The organism is Streptomyces sp. NPDC013317 (genome assembly GCF_055563155.1).
This window is the reverse complement of sequence record NZ_JBVHDX010000016.1, coordinates 56718-74267: the sequence shown is the minus strand read 5'-3', so window position 1 is coordinate 74267 and position 17550 is coordinate 56718. Positions and strand designations below refer to the sequence as shown.

The following is a 17550-nucleotide window of genomic DNA, read 5'->3' as shown; positions in this document are numbered from 1 at the left end:
GCGGCTACGCCTGCGCGGCGGCCAGCTTCTTCGCCGCCGCGTCCAGACGGGCCGGCACGCGGTCCCGGCCAAGCAGCTCCATGGACTCGAACAGCGGGAGTCCGATCGTGCGGCCGGTGACCGCGACCCGGATAGGCGCCTGGGCCTTGCCCAGCTTGAGGCCGTGCTTCTCGCCGACGGCGAGGAGGACGGCCTTCAGGTCGTCCGCCTTCCAGTTCGCGACGGTGGCGAACTCTGCGCGGGTATCGGACAGGATGTCTCCGGCGCCGGCCTTCATCGCCTTGTTCCACGACGCCTCGTCCTCGACCGGCTCGTCGAGGAACAGGAAGTCCACGTAGCCGGTGATCTCCGACAGCAGCGCGATCCGGGTCTGAGCCAGCGCCGCCGCCACCTCGAACACGTCCTTGTCGAACGCCTCCAAAGCCCACGGCGCGTGCGGAGCGACGAGCCACGGCGCGCAGGCGTTGACGAACTGTTCCGGCGAGAGCGCGCGGATGTAGTCGCCGTTGAACGCCGTCAGCTTCTTCACGTCGAAGAAGGCCGGCGCCGTGTTGACGTCCTCGATCCGGAAGAGCTGCTCCAGCTCCTCGTACGGCATGATCTCCCGGTCGTCGCCGGGACCCCAGCCCAGGAGCATGAGGTAGTTCACCATCGCCTCGGGCAGGAAGCCCTCGGCGAGGTAGTCCTCCAGCGCGACCTTGTCACGGCGCTTGGACAGCTTCTGCCGCTTCTCGTTCACGATCACCGGCAGGTGCGCCCACACCGGCGGCTTGGCGCCGAGCGCCTCCCACAGCAGCTGCTGCTTCGGCGTGTTCGAAAGGTGCTCCTCGCCGCGGATGACCTGCGTGATGCCCTCGTCCAGGTCGTCGACGACGTTGGCGATCAGGAAGACCGGGGACCCGTCACCGCGGGCGATCACGAAGTCCTCGATTGCGCTGTTCGGGAACGCCGGCTCCCCGCGGATCAGGTCGACCACGACGGTCTCGCCCTCGTCCGGCGTCCGGAACCGCAGCGCCCGGCCCTCCTCGAAGGCCAGCCCTCGCTCCCGGCAGAACCCGTCGTACCCGAGGTGGTCCGACCCGGTGCGCTCCTTCAGCTGCTCCCGGGTGCAGTCGCAGTAGTACGCCCGGCCGGCCGCGAAGAGCTGCTGGGCCGCTTCCCGGTGCCGGTCGGCGTTGTGCGACTGGAAGTACGGGCCCTCGAAGGCCGCGTCCTCGCCGTGGATGCCGATCGCCGCGAGCGCGTTGATGATCCCGTCGATCCACTCCGGCTTGTTCCGGGCCGCGTCGGTGTCCTCGATCCGCAGGACGAACGTGCCGCCGGACTGTCGCGCCACCGCCCAGTTGTAGAGAGCGGACCGTGCACCACCGACATGGAACATGCCGGTCGGGGACGGGGCGAAACGAACGCGAACCGGAGCAGTAGACATGCGCTCCAGGGTACCGACGGCGGACACCCCCTCTGGACCACCCCGCCTGCCCTCGCGCCGTCGTTTTCCAGCCTTCTCGCCTCCTATTCGTGCGCTTCCTTCCACCTCCCAGATCAGTCATCGATTCCTCACCCCAGGGTCGTTCACCGCACCAAGTGACAGCAGCGAGGCACGTGATTCCAGAGGACGAGGTGATCAAGAGATCATCGCGCTGTGATGAACGCCTCCACCTCGCGCCCCTGTGGCTTCCCACCGCAGTCGGCTGGCCAGCGCCGCCCCGACGTGCGTCTTAGCTGCAGAGTGTGACTGTTCGAGTACATCGCTAGGCTCCCGCCATGACCAGCGATCTCGGATTCACCTGCACGTGCTGCGGCAGCCATCACGGCGAGCTGCCGATGAACTATTCCGCCGCCGCCCCCTACGTCTGGGACCCGAGTTTCGCCGACGCCCCCGACTGCCTGCTCACCTCGGACCAGTGCGTCATCAAGGCGCAGCACTACTTCGTCAAGGGTCTGATCGAGATACCGGTCATCGGCAGCGACGAAGTCTTCTCCTGGGGTGTCTGGGTCTCCCTCAGCCGAGAGAACTTCTCCCGGGCGGCCGACCGGTGGGACACGCCCGGGCGCGAGTCGGAGAAGCCGTACTTCGGCTGGCTCACCACCGAGCTGCCGATCTACGCCCCCAGCACCATCAACCTGAAGACCAACGTCCACACCCGCCCGATCGGCGAGCGGCCCCTGGTCGAGCTCGAACCCACCGACCACCCGCTCGCTGTCGAACAGCGCACCGGAATCACCCTCGACCGCGTCCGCGAAATCGCCGAAGCCCTGTTGCACGGCACCGGTCACGAATCCGGATGACGGCCGAGGCAGCGCTGACCTAGCGTTCCGTGCATGACATCCCCCGACGGCGACATCGACGGCAAGCCCTGCGTGACCATCCGCTGCCAGGACAACTCGTCCGTGGGCGTGACGTTCTGCGACCGGTTCAGCTTCGACCAGGACTCCGTTCACTTCGCCATCGAAGCCTGGGCGCCCGGTCTGACCGCCCGTGTCAACGAGGTGGTCGCCTGGACCTGGGACAACGACCTCACCACGTTCCTGGAGGAGCTGGCAGCGGGCTACCGGGGCTGGGATGGCGAACGGAACTGGCACACCATGGACCGCGACCTCGCTGTCTCGGCCGTCTTCCGCTCCGGCGGATACATCGGCCTGACCTGGACCATTCGCCCCTGGCGGAGCGCGGCGGGCGACTGGAGCACTTCGGTCACCACATGGCTGGAGGCCGGCGAGCAGATGTCATCCCTCGCATCCGATGTCCGGCACTTCCTCGAGGGGGAGCGCACCGTCCTACCGCCAGGCTAATGACGTCTGGATCCGCCTCCTGAAACGCAACACGGCATCGATTACGACGACGAGGAAGGCGAGTTCAGCGACATGATCGGCTCTTGGGACGTAGCTCAGGCTGGGGCGTTCACGAGTACCGCTGACCAGGCGCGAAGAAGCGGTTGAAGATCGCTTCCCAGTTGACCGAAGATAGTTTCCCGCTGATGGGACGGCCGCGCGATATGGAGTGGATCCAGGGCGGCTACGCAAGGCAGAGTGGCATGGTGACTGAGCTGTGGGCGCACGCGCTGACCTGGGCGGAAGTGGACCCGTCGCGGCATCCGTTCGAGCTAAACGAGGATGCGGCCAAGACACTAACCGGGCTTGTCGTTCCTCTGCTGCCCAGCTCCGAGGCCGCCGAAGAGCACCGCTGGCGCTCGCTGCTCCCCGTCACCGAGTTCCTGGTGGACCAGTACGGCCGATGGGCCTGCGGGTGGAACTGGTCGGTAGGCGAGGGCGACACCGACGGCGGGATCGTCGGCGCGTGGTGCTGCACCGCCCATTCCGTGACGAAGGCGGACGAGACCGCTCCTCTGGTTGTCGCCGGCCTGCTTGAGTGGCGTGACTGGTTGGAGGATCTGACGGAGCACTTTGCCGCGCTGGCGCCGCCGCCGCACTCGACGGGGGCCACCGTCGATCCCTGGCATTGGGAGCGGGCATGCACGCGGTTGGTCACCCTGGTAGCCGACCGGACGCAGGCCGAGAGCGGCTGGTACGGACACTGTGAGCAGGTGCTCGGCTGGTTCCTCTCCTACAACGACGTCGAAGAGGAGCGAGCCGGCGAGATTGCGGAGGGCGCGATCGGCGGCCGATTCGGCAGTTGGATCGCGCCGGACGCCACGGTGGTCGACGCGGTGAGTTCGCAGTTCGCCCGGGCCATGGGCGAGACCGGATGACGTTCGCCCCCGACCATCCGAAAGACGCCCTCGCTGACTGGCTGCGCATCCGTCCACAGATCTCATGGCCGTGTTGGAGCAGTGCCCACCGCAGCCATGGCGCACCGCATCGAGACACCTTCCGGGACTTCTTCAACGCGACCCGTGGCAGCCGCGACACTGAGGGAACCACGAGGGTCCTGGCAGCCCTCGATCTGGCCCTGGCAGACGCGAAGAGGGCCGATCGGTTGACGTTCGCTCTCTTGGCCGACTGGCAGCAGACCGTGTTGGGCGAGGGCGTGGCCGCCTTCCGTACGGTGCCGGCTTTCTCCAAGAGAGGGCGAGAACGCTACGGCATCGCACCGGGCACGCGGGCGTGGTTCGAGCAGTGCCTGTCCGAGAGCACTCAACCGGACCTGCCGCTCCCTTCACGCGCCGCACGAACCTACCTCGACATCCTCTTCTTCCATCCGTTCGAGGACGGCAACGCCCGCGCGGCGATGCTGGCGCTGGCCTTCGTCCTGGCCCGCGAAGGAGCGGCGATCGACCAAGTGCACCCGCTCCAGACCACTCGCTGGGCCGACGACCCGGAGGGAGCGGCCGATCTGGCAGTGCTGCTCGGCATCCTGATCAACGCGGCACAGCGCCGCCCGTCCCACGGGAGGCAGTCATGACCGAACGCGACGTCCTGCTCAACGAGCTCGCACAGGGGCTGCGCCCGATATCAGAGGGCATCGAATGGTTCGACGTCCTCGGCCAGGAAGAGCAGTCCGAGGTGCTGCTGTTCCTGCGCCATCACTGCGTCCAGGCGCGCGCCGTCACTGAGGACGCACCGGAGAGTATCCGCCGTGCCGGGCTGCGCCCGACGCATACACCTGCAGTGCTGATCTCACGAGGCCGGATCGACGAGCAACTGGGAAAGATCGCCGGTCTCGCACCTCTCGACGAACGCCGCAAAGCCTTCCGGCTCCTGATCTCAGTACTCGCGATCGCCGATGCACGGCGCCGCGAACGCGACTGTTCAGGCGGCTGTAGTCATTGGTGGCACAAGCTGTCTGACGCAGGCTGATCGCTGACAACAAGGCTCCCAGAGCAGTCATTGAGCGACCCTGAAACGGCGAAGATCCCGCCCCGATGTTGCGACCGGGACGGGATCGGGTCACTGCTCTTGAGCTCACTCGAGAATAGGGGTCTGCGCGGTGTTCACCAGTGCTCCTGTCCTGCCGGAATGAGCGACCTCAGCGTCGTTCCCTGCCTTCGGCTGCCTGGGCTGCTCGTCGCCGCACTGACAACTACCGGTTGCGGCCTACATCACCGAGCACTCCGGCCACCTATTGGCGTTGCTGTCCGATCAGGTCGAGATAACGCTGGTATTTGGCGTCCGCGTGTTTCTTGTCATGAATGAGGCTCCCCTCCTCCATGCGGTAGCTGCGGTTGCGGTCGCCCTTGAAGGAAAGCCAGTTGAAGCTTGTGGTCACCCAGACGTCGTCGAAGACCAGGACCTTGGCGTGTGTGCTCCGGAGGCGTGAGAACGCGAACTTATCGGGGTAGCGCGCGGCGAGGTTCTCGAGCCGCCGGATGGCAATGGGATCCGACTTGGTGTCGTTCTCCTCATAGCCGTAGGCAATGTCCACCCGGACCCCGCTGCGGAGACGGTTCTCGAGCTTGCTCAGGAACTCGGTGGTGATGATCGCCTGCTTGATCCACGGCGAGATGACCAGGATCCGGTTCTGGGCATGGGTGAGTGCCTCGTCGAGGACGTCGGGGTGCTCGAACACGCCGATCGCCCGGATCTCCGGCTCCGCTGGCGCGGACTCGGAGACAGCGGCGGACAGCGGGCTCGACGAACTGAGCTGCGCTGCGGCTCGCTCGGCGCGTCGCTGGGTGACCTCACTGAGCGGGACACGGACCTGCTCGAGATCGGGCTCGAGGATCGGCCGCTCGGGCGCAGGCTCCACGGTGATGCCGAGCGCCTTCGCTCCGCCAGCCGTGATCAGTGCGAGCTCGTGCGCGTGACTGAGCTCGCCATCGACGACGACGCCCAGTTCGATGTCGGTGCGATCGGGGTTCGAGTAGACGAGGATCTTAGCCGGGATCACCCGACGGGCCCTGGTCTGCGTGATGCCTCTGACCTGGAGCACTTCACGGTCGTTGTTGCCGCGTTCCCGGAGTAGAGCGTTGATGTCTGCGGCCGAGATGTCACCCGACTCGACCGGTCCGCTCTTGGCGGCGGGCAGGAGGATCATGTCCTGCTCCTCGGCCTGACCGCGGGGTATGACGGTGTGTCGGTCGTAGGGCCTGGCCTTCCACAGCAGCTGGTCGTAGACGAGCGGTTGCTCGACGCGTACAGGAGTGATCGCGGCCAGTTCTCGGGCGGTCTGCTCTCCCCGTCCGGTCAGGCGCAGGTTCCGGTCGGCCGGGTCTGCCCCTGCGAAGGGCCGGGCGTACGTGAGGTAGTCGTCCGAGAAGTGCTGAGCCACGGTCTGGGTGACCATGCGCTCGGGCACGCCCAGGAGGCCGGAGATGGCCTGCTCGGTGGTGACCTTGTTGTTGACCAGGCGCAGGACGAACTCGTCGAGCAATGGCAGCCGCTTCCGGTCCTGCGCGAGGACATCGGCGGTAACAAGAGCCACAGGCAGAGCGGCGTCGACAACGGCGACGAGCTCCAGGCCGGAGCGGGCGTCGTCGAAACGGACTGCGAGGAGGCTGTCGGGGCTGAAGTCAGGCATCGCGGATCTCGCACTCCTCGGGGTGGTGACGCATGTAGTCAAGTACGTCGCGCAGGGCACCGGGCGTGCTGCGACAGAAGGCGGCGTCGCCGACGACGGTGAGGCCGAAGCGGGCACGGGAGAGAGCCACGTTGATGCGCCTCCAGTACGGCTGGCCGAGGAAGCCGAACTCTGAACGGGTGTTACTCCGGGTGACTGAGAAGACCGCGAGGTCGCATTCGCGACCCTGAACGGCGTCGACAGAGAGCACTTCGACGGTGAGGTGCTTGAGCCTGGCGTAGGTCAGCTGACGGTCCAGCTCTTCGACCTGACGGCCGTACGGGGCGATGAGCAGAACGTCGAGCTTCCGGTCGTCCGGAACCTTGATGACGTTCTTGCCGATGGCCTGATCGATGACCTCCAGACGGCGCACGGCCAGTTGGGCTTCGACGCGGTTGGAGATACTGGTCTGTGTCGCGCTGCGCTCAGACTCACGACGGCCGGGAAGTTTCGACGTGTCGAGCCAGGTGACGGGCTTGCCGACGATCTCGTAACCGGGCAACGCGTGGTCGTTCAGGGAGAGGAGCTCGTCGCGGTAGAAACAGTTGGAGATCAGCTTCCCGATGGCCGGGGTCATGCGGTACTGCTCGCGCAGCATGTGTCGGACCGGGAACTCGGTGTTGCGGACGAGATACTCAAAGAGCGTGGTGGTGACCAGCTCGGGTACGAGCTGGTGGTCGGCCATGATCTTGGGGTCGCGCAGCAGGTCCTCGTCGACCGGGGGCAGCTGTGCGGTGTCTCCCACCAATACCCAGCGCTTGGCCCTGGCGAGAGGGACGAGCGCTTCGGTGGCGGTGGCCTTGGACGCCTCGTCGAAGATGCACAGGTCGAATTCCAGGTCACGGGCAGCGGGGTGACCGAGGAAGCCCAGCGCGGTGCCGGCGACGACCGGACAGGTGCGCAGGAACGCGGTGATCAGGTTCTGGTCGGTTCCGATGCGCTGCAACCACTCGCCCTGGAGGCGGAGCAGCCGCATGAGTTCCTGGCCGGCGGAGCCCGGAGCATCCATGAGCAGCAGCTCGACCGCGTCGCGGGCCTCGGCGGCGCTCAGTTCCTCGCGGAGGGTGATCTCGCCGGCGAGCAAGGGCTGGACGGCGGTGAAGAGCTCACGGCGCTGCTCGACGAGCTGGTCACGACGGTCCCGGGCCGAGACCAGCTCCTCACCGAGCTCGCGGGCGGACGTGGTGCGGTCCGGTGCCGGCCGGTCCGTGAGCTCGTCCAGCGTCCGGGTGACGTGGGCGAGGTCGGCCGCGACGGAGGCCAGCTCCTCCAGCATGAGTGCGGCCTTGAGGCGCCGGCCATTCAGGTTCTTATGGGCGGCGATCTCGTCGAGGTAGCGCTCGGCCCGGGTACGGACCTGCTGGGTCCACCGCTTCACCTGCTTGTCGAGGAGAAGCGGCTGCACATTGGCGGCGACGCGCGGGTCATCGGGGCGGCCGAGGCGCACCAGCCCGCCGATGCCGGCGTCCTCGATGCGCTTCAACGCGTTGTCGATGGCGATGTGGGTCTGGCTGACGATCAGGATGCGGGCATGCGGGTCGCGCTTGAGAGCCTGCTCGACGATCTCCGCGATGACGGTCGTCTTGCCCGTTCCTGGAGGGCCTTCGACCAGCAGCATGTCCTGGCTTCCAAGCGCGTGGGCGACGACCTCGCGCTTGCTCTTGTCGAGGTCGATGCGGGACCAGTGGGTGATCTCCGCCGGCGGCCGGACCGTGATGACCGCAGGTTTCTCGATGATCTCGCGCAGGGCCGGGTTCGTCGTCTGACCCGCCGCGACGTTGGTCAGGGCGTCGCGCTGCCGGTTCAGGGCGTTCTGGCTGGGGCCGAGGTACGGCAGGAGGACACCCCTGCCGGGAAGGACGGTGTCAGGGCGCCGGAAGCGGACGGTGAGGGTGTCATCGGTCTGAGCGGTGACCTCGCCACGGTCGAGAGGCCGGGTGTAGGAATTGGTGGCCACGGACCATTCCTCACCGACCAGGGTGGCGGTGGTGGGCATGGCCAGGCGGAAGACCCGGTTGCGCCCGCTCCCCGTGACGCGCTCGTACTCGAGGTTCTGCCGGCCGCCGGCCGCGACCTCCTCACGAGCCTCGAGCAGCCGGCGCCAGCCTCCGAAGAGATCGCCCAGGTGCTGATCCTTGTCGGCCCGGGCTGCTTCCTCACGTCGGACCAGGTGCTCGTCCAGTCGCTCGAGAAGGAAGGTTAGGCCGTCGTAGGCGGGGTCCTCACCGGGGTCGTCGAAGGTCCAGGTGAGGACCGGGCCGATCGGCGCCGACCGCTCACGCCGCTTGGCCATCCACTCTTCGCCCCTAGCGTCGGCCGCGAGGATCACACACCGATCGCTCTGGTTCTCGTCCTCGACGAGCCGGAGGAACCAGGAGCGCCCGAAGACCCGCAGGGTGCCCTGGTCGATCTCGTCCGTCTTCGGATTGTGTCCGTAGTCAGCGTGGACGGTACCTGCCAGGTCTGCGAGGACCTCGGACTTCGCCACGTCCCAGTCCGGCTCCGTACCAGCGGGAACGTTACTCAGGGTTTCGGCCGCACGGCGGGTCAGTTTGAGCCATACGAAGTTGCTGCGGCGGGCCTGCTGGTCGTGGGACACTCGCTCGGCCTCGAGCAGGCGCTGTTCGAGCACGGTCGCGTTCGCGGGACGCTTCCTGGGGTCGAAGTCGATACAGGACCGCAGGATTGAGCGGACCTCCGTGTCGAGATCAAGCTCTGCGAGAACCTCCGCGAGATCGGGATAGTCCCGCGCCTTGCCGCCGGAGAGGACCTGGATGGCGAGGACACCGTATCCGTAGACGTCCCGGACGTAGGGGATTGTGTCTTCCTGCTCGGGCGGGGCGTAGAGGTTGGAGCGGAACTCCGCCACCGTTGCATCGGTGAGGACGGAAGCCTTGGACCAAATCTTGGCGATGCCGAAGTCGGCCAGCTTGGGCGTGCCATCCTCGGTGAGCAGGACGTTTCCGGGCTTGATGTCCCGGTGCTCGATCCGCAGCGCGTGCGCGTGGGCCAGAGCGGCCGCGAGCGGCTTGCCAGTACGGGTGAAGAACGACGTCCAACCGACTGGCCTGTCGTCGGTCATGTCGTCCTTGAGGCTGCGGTCGACCCATTCCAGCGCAATGAAGTACCGGCCGAGGTCGGGGTCCCAGCCGGAGTCAAGCATTCGCACGATGTTCGGGTGGTGCAGAGCCTTGAGCGAGTCGGTCTCGCGCGACAGGAACGTCTTGATGGCTTGGTCGTCGCGCTGCTTGAGCAGCTTCACGGCCGCGTAGTCCCCAGCCGCACCACTGGTGTCCACCGCCTTGCGGACCTCAGACAGCCCCCCGGCCCGCGGATCCTGGGGCAGCAACAGGAAACGATGGTTGATCAACTGCTGTGCCCCCACGCACCACTCCTCGCTCAGCACCGCAAACGGTGCGTCCCGCCCCAGACGAACCATCCTGCCAGTTCTTTCCGTCTCCAGGCATGGAGTTGAGCGGAGAGGTGATGGTCTCTCTGAGGACTCGCTACGGCACGGCCGCAGACACAGAAGCCACGAGCTGAGCGACTGTGCCGCTGCAGGAGGGGAGCCGAGGTTTCTGTCGGTGGTGTCGTGGATGATCGGGCAAGCACCCGTGCGCTGGTTCTCTGCGCCAGGAAGGCTCCTGCGGTTGGACGGGCAGGGTGACTCCAGCTGGCTGCACGTTCGGGGAAGGACAGCCGCCGACCTGGAGTCGATCTACGCGTCCGTCCCCGGGCAATGGGCATGCGGTTACTCCCAGCTCCCCGAAGCCGACGAGCTGCCCATCTGAGTGAGTGATCGCAAGGGAAACATCGTGCTCAGTCTCGGCAGCCTGCGCGCTGCCTCGTCCTCGCAGCGCACGTCCCACCGCTCACCAAGCGGCCCGGAGCTTCCCTCTTCGTCGCTCTGCTCGGCGTCGACGGCCTCGTAGAACGCTTCGCCGCACTCGTCGTCGACGCCGGTCAGGATCCCGTACGCCTCCATGGCGACATAGTCGAGCGGCTCCCAATCCGGCCAGTCGTCGTCCCACATCTCCCGCGGACGGCCCACCAGGCGCTGGACCTCCGGAGTGTCGGCCAGGGCATCGGGGTTTACCACCGCTTGGGAGAACGATTCCCGGCCGAGACTCACCATCCACAGGCCGAAATAGCAGAACCCGTCGTCCGAACACCAGCCGCCGAAGATCCGGTCCGCGGCTGCCCACAGGTCCCACGTGAACGCTTCGTGCGTCACCTCGTCCAAGCGCACCTGGAACTGCACGACCTCTGCCTGCGACCTTCGCGACAGCTCGCCACGCAGCCACGCAAGCCGTTCGCCCTGTCCCCGAGCCTGCCGCCGGCACTCTTCGATGAGCGCCCAGAATGAATCGATGTCCACGGCGGCACTGTGCCAGGCGCCTCTGACAACACCCGGTCCACGGACTATGTTCGAGCGGTGGAGAATCCGGAGATCATCATCAAGCTCACCCCGGATGAGGCGCTGGTCCTGTCGGACTGGCTGGAGCAGGTGCAGATGACGGACCTCAGCCGTCTCGTCGACGATGCTGCGGTCTGGGCGCCCCTTCATCGCATCGCCGGAACACTCGACAAGTCGCTGCCCGGGATCTTCGCGACGGACTACACCGAACGTCTGGACGCGGCCCGCCGCAGGCTTCGTCCAGCTCCGGACGACGACACCGATGATCACGAGGGGTCAGACTCATGAGACCCCTCGCGGAGATGACCGAGCGCGAGTACTTCGCCAGCGTCGGCCAACGTCCCGGCATGTTCGTCGGCAAGCCCTCCTTCCACATGCTGACCGCGTTCCTTACCGGCTACGACCAGCACGCGATGCGGCACGGTGGTAACGGCCTCACCGGCTGGCACGACTGGCTCGTCGCCCGTCGGGGACGTGACTGCAGCCACGCCTGGCCTGGCCAAGTCCTCCACATCACCTTCCCGGACGGCTGGGACGACGTCTGGAACCTCCTGCCTGAGGACGAGCAGCGTGCGATCAGAGTCCTGTTCGAGCTCCTCGACGAGTTCGCAGCCGAGCGCGAAGCGGCGCAGGGTCCACAATCCTCGAATTGACTGAGGTACCTGGGGCCGGACCGCATCACGTCTCACTCAAGGTGGCCTATCGCCGGTTACGGCCTCGGCGTGGTTCACCTTCAATGAGACGGGACAAATATTGCCCGTCCAGCTCGGTGAGAACGCATGTAGGAACCTCGCCTCGATCTCGGCGGGCCATGCCCGGACGACTTCCGAGCGGTTGAAGGGCACCGGTGCGTGGGCAGCATCGCGCTCCTACGGACCGCGGAGACACGGGTCGTCAAATCTTCAGGTGCCCAGGCATTTGGCGCGGCCGGAAAAATCGACTACAACACCACCCACACCGAAAGACACGGCCATCAGCCGTGTGAGTAGAGATGGGTGAACAGGTTGGCTCAAATCATCGACAACGGTTCTGCCGTTTCCGGCAAGCGGTGGACCGTCCGCTACAGGGAGCCGGGCGGACGCACCGGGCGTCAGCGGGAGAAGTCGTTCGCCCGGAAGAAGGACGCGGTCGACTTCGCCACCAAGATGGAAGGCGACAAGCGCGAGAACATCTACGTCGACCCCGACGCCGGCAAGGTGTCGCTCCGCCGGTACGCGGACGACTGGCTCGCTAAGAAGACCGCTTCCGCCGGCACCCTCGAGTCGTACGAGCGCATCGTCCGCCTCCACGTGGTCCCCCACCTGGGGAGCAAGATGATCTCGCAGGTCACCGCGGCGGACATCGAGGGCCTGTACGCACGCTGGCGCCGGGACGGGGCGGCCCTCAACACCATCGAGTCCCGACACATAGCCCTCTCGGCGCTGTTCTCCCACGCTGTTCGCCACAGGCGGATTCCCGTGAATCCCATGACGCAGGCCGAGAAGCTGGAGAACCCTGTAATTCCTGTCGACGACAGGAAGCTTCCCAGCTTCGACGAGATAACCGCCATCGCTAAGGAGATCGGACCTCGTCTGTCTCCGGCGGTATGGCTCATGACGTGTTGCGGACTTCGTATAGGGGAATCTCTGGGAGTCTTCCCGGAGGACATGCGCGACGGCACCCTGCGAATCCGACGGCAGGTGATTCGCTACAAGGACACCTCCGGAAAGTACACGCCGAAATACGCCCCGTTGAAGCATCGGAAAGAGGGCGAATGGCGCGACATACCCGTGCCTGCTTCCCTTGAGCCGTTCATCGACCGGCTTCCGATCCGCAATGCAAGCGGCGGGATGCCGTATCCCGATCTTCTACGCAAGTCGTGGGACCGCGCCATCAGGCGGCTCGAGCTTCCCGCATACAACCCGCACGACTTGCGGCACAAATGGACCACCGTGGCCCTGACCAACGGAGTGTCCATTCACGAGGTGTCTCGCTGGCTCGGACATCGTTCGATCAAGGTCACGGTGGACAGGTACGGCCACCTCACTCAGGACGGCCAGGAGCGCTGCCGTCAGGTCGTCGAGACGGCCGTCGGGCCGCACATGCTCACACCAGGCCGAGTGCCTGCAGCGCGCGGTGCTGACTTGGTGCTGACCTGACCGGCCAGAAGAGGTAGCAGACACCCCCCGTACCGCCTCTGACCTTGCCGTTTGCGTCGTACCTCTTCGTACGCAGCCAGATGCTCTCCCACTCGCGCCGCCGGTAGATCCGGCGTACGGCCTCGTTGCTGGGTGAGGCGGGGTCGTTCGCGATCACGTCGCCGTCCGCCGTGAAGCCGATCACGGTCATCAGGTGGCCGGAGGTGCCGTAGCCGGCGCCGGTCAGTTCCTCCTTGCGGAACGACTGTGACGTTATGACCGGGATGCCCACGCGGATCAGGGACTCCAGCTCCGTCAGCGAGCGCAGGCGGGTCACGACCGCGTTCATGGCGGGGTAGGTGGCGGCGTAGGCGGCGTTGAAGGGCCAGTTCCCGCAGCCGTCGTACTGGTGGTCGAAGGTGAAGCGGGCCGCGTGGCAGACCTGGGGGTCCTCGAAGGCCGGGTCGACCCAGGCGAGGTCCTCGGCGCTCGGCCGGCGGCCCCAGTACTCGACGATCATCTGCGAGGACGTCGGGCTGCACCAGGCCTCGCCCCCGTTGTCGTACTCCGGGTACTGGCCGACGTGGGTGTTCTGCGAGTAGCGCGGAACGGCCAGTTCGCGGGCGACTCGGGGCGTCGTGGCGGGCACGGTGAAGCGGTCGGGGACGTCGGACGCCATCGCGCCGAGCCGCCACACGAGCGGGGTGACGTCGCTGCCGGGAGCGCGGTACAGGGTCAGCCTCAGCTGGTACGCGTCCAGGCGGAGGCCGCTCGCGGGGTCGTCGACGGCGAGGGTGTCCGTCCAGACCGAGCTCCTGCCGTCGCTCTGGCCGTCGACAGAGGTACGCCGGATGTCGCCGTCGCCCGCCGCCCAGCGGCCCATCACGTACCAGGGTGTGGTGCCGCCGTCGTCGAAGGTGCCGCGCAGCTCGATCCCGATCCAGGTGCCGGGCGGGGTGGCGGCGTTCCAGGAGGCGATGACCTCGGTGGCCGGGACGGTGGAGCGGTGGACGGGGGACGTCCAGCTCGCGTACTCCCAGGAGGAGGTCGTGCCGGTGTGCGGATCGGTGTAGTCCGTGACCCCTGCGGGCGTACCGATCACGAGGCCCGGACGGTGTCCGGCGACGGCGTGCGTTCCGGAGCGGTCCCCGCCGCGCCAGTCGGCGTAGGAGACCCAGAAGCGGTTGTCGACGAGCGCGGGTTCCGGCGCGTGGCCGCGGGCGCCGGCGGAGGCGGCCACGGCCGGAGCGGTGGAGGCCACGGAGGTGCCGGCGACGGCGGCGAGAGCCGCGGCGAGGACGGTTCTGCGCGGAGTGGAGTTGGCCATGAGCGATGACCCCCGGTCGAGAGCGGCGAACGACGGCGAGGAGCGGACGAATGGCGGAGCGTGGATGCGGAGCGTGGACCACTATCGCGGCTCGCGGAGCCGTTCTGCCAGCGATTCGGCACGCGTCGCCGCACCAATATTGGTCTGCGCCATTGGCGCCGCCGGGCCCCTGACCTGCGGTGCCTCCCACCGGGATCGTTACGCTTGCTCCATGACCGAACGGACCGACCGGGCCGGCCTCGACCGCGCCGCCGACGCGCTGCGCGGCCTCGCGCCGTCCTGCGGGCCGGTCCGGCTGATCGCCGTCGACGGGCACGCGGGCTCGGGCAAGTCGACCCTCGCCGCGCACCTCGCGGCCCGGCTGGGCGCGCCCGTCCTCCACCTCGACGACCTCGCCAGCCACGAGGAGCTGTTCGCGTGGACGGGTCGGATGCGGGACCAGGTGATCGCGCCCCTCTCCCGGGGCGAGGTCGCGCGCTATCACCCGTACGACTGGAATCTGCGGACCTTCGGTGCCCCCCGCGCGCTGCCCGCCGCCCCGGTCGTCCTGGTCGAGGGCGTCGGCGCGGGGCGGCGGGCGCTGCGCCCGCATCTCGCCGCCCTCCTGTGGATGGAACGGGGGCCCGAGGAGTCGTGGGCACGCGGCCGCCACCGGGACGGACCTGCGCAGTCGGAGTTCTGGGACGGCTGGACGGTGGCGGAGACTCGCCATTTCTCCGCGGACCCTTCGCGCCCCTTCGCCGACACCCTGGTACGGGAGTGTCCCGGGGGTTACGAATGGCTTCCTGGGCCGGCTGCGACAGCGGGCCCGAACCAGATCATCACGGAGAGTAAAAGCGCATCACCGCGTAAATGAGTAGGCGGAACCCCACTTCCGCAAGTGCCTCAACTCCGCTTGACCCAAGGGGCGTACAGGTCTTACGTTCTCAATGTGCGGCTTTCCGAAGCCGTCGCGGACGCGAAGCCCCCGGTTGTTCCCCCGTGATCGGGGGCTTCGTTCTGCCCTGATCATCCCTTTCTCCGGTCTGTCGCCAGCCCCGATGCTCACCCAGGGTCACGACCACCGGATCATGCGCTTCTCCTTCGTCGCGCCCCCTCTGCGCAGGTACGATGCCCTTCGGTGGGGTCAATTCCCGTCCACGAGAAGGCGGTTCTGTACGGCTTCCGGCGGGCACCCGCCCGCCGGGACAGCAACGGGGGCACGTTTTGTGGGGGACCCGATGGACATCGGCACGCAGGGCGGAACGGCCCCGGCCGAGCTGGCCTGGCTGCGCGGAGTCGACGCCTACACGATGGGCGCCTACCCGCAGGCCGAGGAAGAGTTCCGGACGGCGGTCCGGATCGATCCCGGCATGGCGGACGCCTGGCTCGGGCTGCACGCGCTCCGGGTGGACACCACCACCGCGCTGCTGAGGATGTACCGCAACCGCGACCGGTTCGGGGAACAGCGCGCACGCCACCGTCGGACCCTGAACTCCTGGTACTGGCTGGGCTGGTGGGTCCAGCCCGTGCTGGAGAGCCCGCGCGATCTCCTGCTCGCGCACGCCTCCCACTGGCTCGACGGCCGCCATGTGCCCGAGCTGGACCGGGCGTTGGCCGGGCTGCCGCCGGTCGACACCGATCCCCAGGTCCGGTTCCTGCACGCCTGCCGGTCGTATCTGGTCAAGGACTGGGACCAGTTGGTCCGTCACACCGAGCCGCTGGTGGACGATCCGCTGCTCGGGATCGAGGCGGGACTCTTCGGCGGAATGGCCCGGGTCCGTCTGGAGATGTACGGGCAGGCGGAGCCGCTGCTCTCGGCGGCACTCATGCGCTGCCGCAGCGAACAGCCGCAGCGCAAGGAGCTGCGCTACTGGCTGGCCCGGGCCCACGAGGGCACCGGCCGGAGCGCGGCCGCCTTACCGCTCTACCGGGCGGTGCACCGGATCGACCCGGCGTTCATGGACACGGCGGCCCGGCTGGCGGCGATCACCGAGTACGACGGGTTCGAGGGGCCGGACGACACGGCGGGGCTCGCCACGGTCACCCTGGGCGGGATCGGGCAGGACGCCGCCGCCGACGCGACCCAGACCGACCTCGACGGCCCGGGCTCCGACGGTCTGCGCCTCGGGAGCGAGTCGGGACTCGGAGGCGAGCCGGGGAACGGCACCGAGCCGGGGACCACGACGCCGCCCGCGGGGCCGCCCGAGCCGCCGGACGTACGCCAGAAGACGTCCGTCCCCGCGCAGCCCGCGCCGCCCCGCTTCCCCGCCAGCCCCACGGACCCGGCCCTGCTGGCCGAGGCGCTCGCCGAGTTGGAGCGCATGGTCGGGATGGAGCCGGTGAAGCGGCAGGTCAAGGCGTTGTCGGCGCAGCTGGAGATGGCGCGGCTGCGAGCCGGGCAGGGCCTGCCCGTCCAACCGCCGAAACGTCACTTTGTCTTCTCCGGCCCCTCGGGTACCGGGAAGACCACCGTGGCCCGGATCCTCGGCCGGGTCTTCTACGCACTCGGGCTGCTCGGCGGCGACCATCTGGTGGAGGCCCAACGGGCCGATCTCGTGGGCGAGTTCCTGGGGCAGACCGCCGTCAAGGCGAACGAGCTGATCGATTCGGCGATCGGCGGGGTCCTCTTCGTGGACGAGGCGTACTCGCTCTCCAACACCGGCTACAGCAAGGGCGACGCCTACGGCGACGAGGCGCTCCAGGTGCTCCTCAAGCGGGCGGAGGACAACCGGGACCATCTGGTGGTGATCCTGGCCGGCTACCCGGAGGGCATGGACCGGCTTCTCGCCACCAACCCGGGGCTCTCCTCCCGCTTCACGACCCGGGTCGACTTCCCCTCGTACCGCCCGCTCGAACTCACCGCCATCGGCGAGGTGCTCGCGGCCGCGAACGGGGACTGCTGGGACGAGGAGGCGCTGGACGAGCTGCGCTCCATCAGCGGCCATGTCGTGGACCAGGGGTGGATCGACGAGCTGGGCAACGGCCGCTTCCTGCGCACGCTGTACGAGAAGTCCTGCGCGTACCGCGACCTCCGCCTGGCGGGATACCCCGGCACCCCGACGCGCGACGACCTGGCCACGCTGCGCCTGGCCGACCTGATGCAGGCGTACGGCGAGGTCCTCTCCGGCCGCGGCCCGTCCCCCCGGGGCCCGCGCCAGGACCCCGGGGGCATGTGACGGGCACCGGAGTGCCGGCCGGGCGCGGGAGTGCCGGCCGGGCGCGGGAGTGCCAGCCGGGCACGGGAGTGCCG

15 protein-coding genes are annotated in these 17550 nt (G+C 67.8%); 10 read left to right on the top strand and 5 right to left on the bottom strand.

Annotation, left to right across the window (positions count from 1 at the left end):
• Window positions 1–4 precede the first annotated feature (4 nt).
• Window positions 5–1381 carry a glutamate--tRNA ligase gene (gene gltX / locus ACZ3IJ_RS31290; RefSeq protein WP_467473789.1) on the bottom strand — a complete coding sequence of 459 codons (1377 nt, stop codon included), beginning with the start codon at window positions 1379–1381 and terminating at the stop codon, window positions 5–7.
• A gap of 443 nt (window positions 1382–1824) precedes the next feature.
• Between gltX and ACZ3IJ_RS31285 the strand changes: the two genes are divergently transcribed.
• The 5 genes from ACZ3IJ_RS31285 to ACZ3IJ_RS31265 all read left to right on the top strand — a co-directional run bounded on the left by ACZ3IJ_RS31285 (window position 1825) and on the right by ACZ3IJ_RS31265 (window position 4758).
• Window positions 1825–2289, top strand: coding sequence for a DUF2199 domain-containing protein (locus tag ACZ3IJ_RS31285; RefSeq protein WP_467473787.1), 465 nt, complete (start codon window positions 1825–1827; stop codon window positions 2287–2289).
• A 33-nt stretch (window positions 2290–2322) separates the two neighbouring features.
• A complete protein-coding gene (locus ACZ3IJ_RS31280; protein WP_467473654.1) occupies window positions 2323–2793 on the top strand; it encodes a DUF6228 family protein in 471 nt (156 codons plus the stop codon).
• Between the two features lie 143 nt (window positions 2794–2936).
• Window positions 2937–3710, top strand: coding sequence for a hypothetical protein (locus ACZ3IJ_RS31275; protein ID WP_467473652.1), 774 nt, complete (start codon window positions 2937–2939; stop codon window positions 3708–3710).
• Window positions 3707–4363 carry a Fic family protein gene (locus ACZ3IJ_RS31270; protein ID WP_467473650.1) on the top strand — a complete coding sequence of 219 codons (657 nt, stop codon included), beginning with the start codon at window positions 3707–3709 and terminating at the stop codon, window positions 4361–4363. Before ACZ3IJ_RS31275 ends, ACZ3IJ_RS31270 begins: the two co-directional genes overlap by 4 nt.
• Window positions 4360–4758, top strand: a complete 399-nt coding sequence (locus tag ACZ3IJ_RS31265) for a DUF5958 family protein (RefSeq protein WP_467473648.1) — start codon at window positions 4360–4362, stop codon at window positions 4756–4758. The genes ACZ3IJ_RS31270 and ACZ3IJ_RS31265 overlap by 4 nt, the downstream gene beginning before the upstream one ends.
• 262 nt (window positions 4759–5020) lie before the next feature.
• On the opposite strand, the gene ACZ3IJ_RS31260 is transcribed toward ACZ3IJ_RS31265, so the two are convergent.
• The 3 genes from ACZ3IJ_RS31260 to ACZ3IJ_RS31250 form a co-directional block, all read right to left on the bottom strand.
• Window positions 5021–6418 (bottom strand): phospholipase D-like domain-containing protein, encoded by a 1398-nt coding sequence (locus ACZ3IJ_RS31260; protein ID WP_467473646.1) that lies wholly within the window; start codon window positions 6416–6418, stop codon window positions 5021–5023.
• Window positions 6411–9842: an AAA domain-containing protein gene (locus ACZ3IJ_RS31255; protein WP_467473644.1), complete on the bottom strand. Its 3432-nt coding sequence runs from the start codon at window positions 9840–9842 to the stop codon at window positions 6411–6413. The genes ACZ3IJ_RS31260 and ACZ3IJ_RS31255 overlap by 8 nt, the downstream gene beginning before the upstream one ends.
• A gap of 366 nt (window positions 9843–10208) precedes the next feature.
• Window positions 10209–10835 carry a DUF4240 domain-containing protein gene (locus ACZ3IJ_RS31250; RefSeq protein ID WP_467473642.1) on the bottom strand — a complete coding sequence of 209 codons (627 nt, stop codon included), beginning with the start codon at window positions 10833–10835 and terminating at the stop codon, window positions 10209–10211.
• Window positions 10836–10892: 57 nt separating this feature from the next.
• On the opposite strand from ACZ3IJ_RS31250, the gene ACZ3IJ_RS31245 reads away from it, so the two are divergent.
• The 3 genes from ACZ3IJ_RS31245 (at window position 10893) to ACZ3IJ_RS31235 (ending at window position 13012) form a co-directional block, all read left to right on the top strand.
• The gene (locus ACZ3IJ_RS31245) at window positions 10893–11162 is read left to right on the top strand and encodes a hypothetical protein (RefSeq protein WP_467473640.1); all 270 of its coding nucleotides are present in this window, start codon (window positions 10893–10895) and stop codon (window positions 11160–11162) included.
• Window positions 11163–11176: 14 nt separating this feature from the next.
• Window positions 11177–11527 (top strand): hypothetical protein, encoded by a 351-nt coding sequence (locus ACZ3IJ_RS31240; RefSeq protein WP_467473637.1) that lies wholly within the window; start codon window positions 11177–11179, stop codon window positions 11525–11527.
• Window positions 11528–11878: 351 nt separating this feature from the next.
• Entirely contained in the window at window positions 11879–13012 is a 1134-nt protein-coding gene (locus ACZ3IJ_RS31235; protein WP_467473636.1) for a tyrosine-type recombinase/integrase, read from the top strand.
• Here the strand turns inward: ACZ3IJ_RS31235 and ACZ3IJ_RS31230 are convergent.
• Window positions 12960–14318 carry a peptidase C39 family protein gene (locus tag ACZ3IJ_RS31230; protein ID WP_467473633.1) on the bottom strand — a complete coding sequence of 453 codons (1359 nt, stop codon included), beginning with the start codon at window positions 14316–14318 and terminating at the stop codon, window positions 12960–12962. The genes ACZ3IJ_RS31235 and ACZ3IJ_RS31230 overlap by 53 nt on opposite strands.
• 211 nt (window positions 14319–14529) lie before the next feature.
• On the opposite strand from ACZ3IJ_RS31230, the gene ACZ3IJ_RS31225 reads away from it, so the two are divergent.
• Both ACZ3IJ_RS31225 and ACZ3IJ_RS31220 read left to right on the top strand, forming a co-directional pair.
• On the top strand, window positions 14530–15174 hold the full coding sequence (locus ACZ3IJ_RS31225) for a uridine kinase family protein (RefSeq protein ID WP_467473631.1): 645 nt from the start codon (window positions 14530–14532) through the stop codon (window positions 15172–15174).
• A gap of 364 nt (window positions 15175–15538) precedes the next feature.
• Window positions 15539–17476 carry an AAA family ATPase gene (locus ACZ3IJ_RS31220; protein ID WP_467473629.1) on the top strand — a complete coding sequence of 646 codons (1938 nt, stop codon included), beginning with the start codon at window positions 15539–15541 and terminating at the stop codon, window positions 17474–17476.
• Window positions 17477–17550 lie beyond the last annotated feature (74 nt).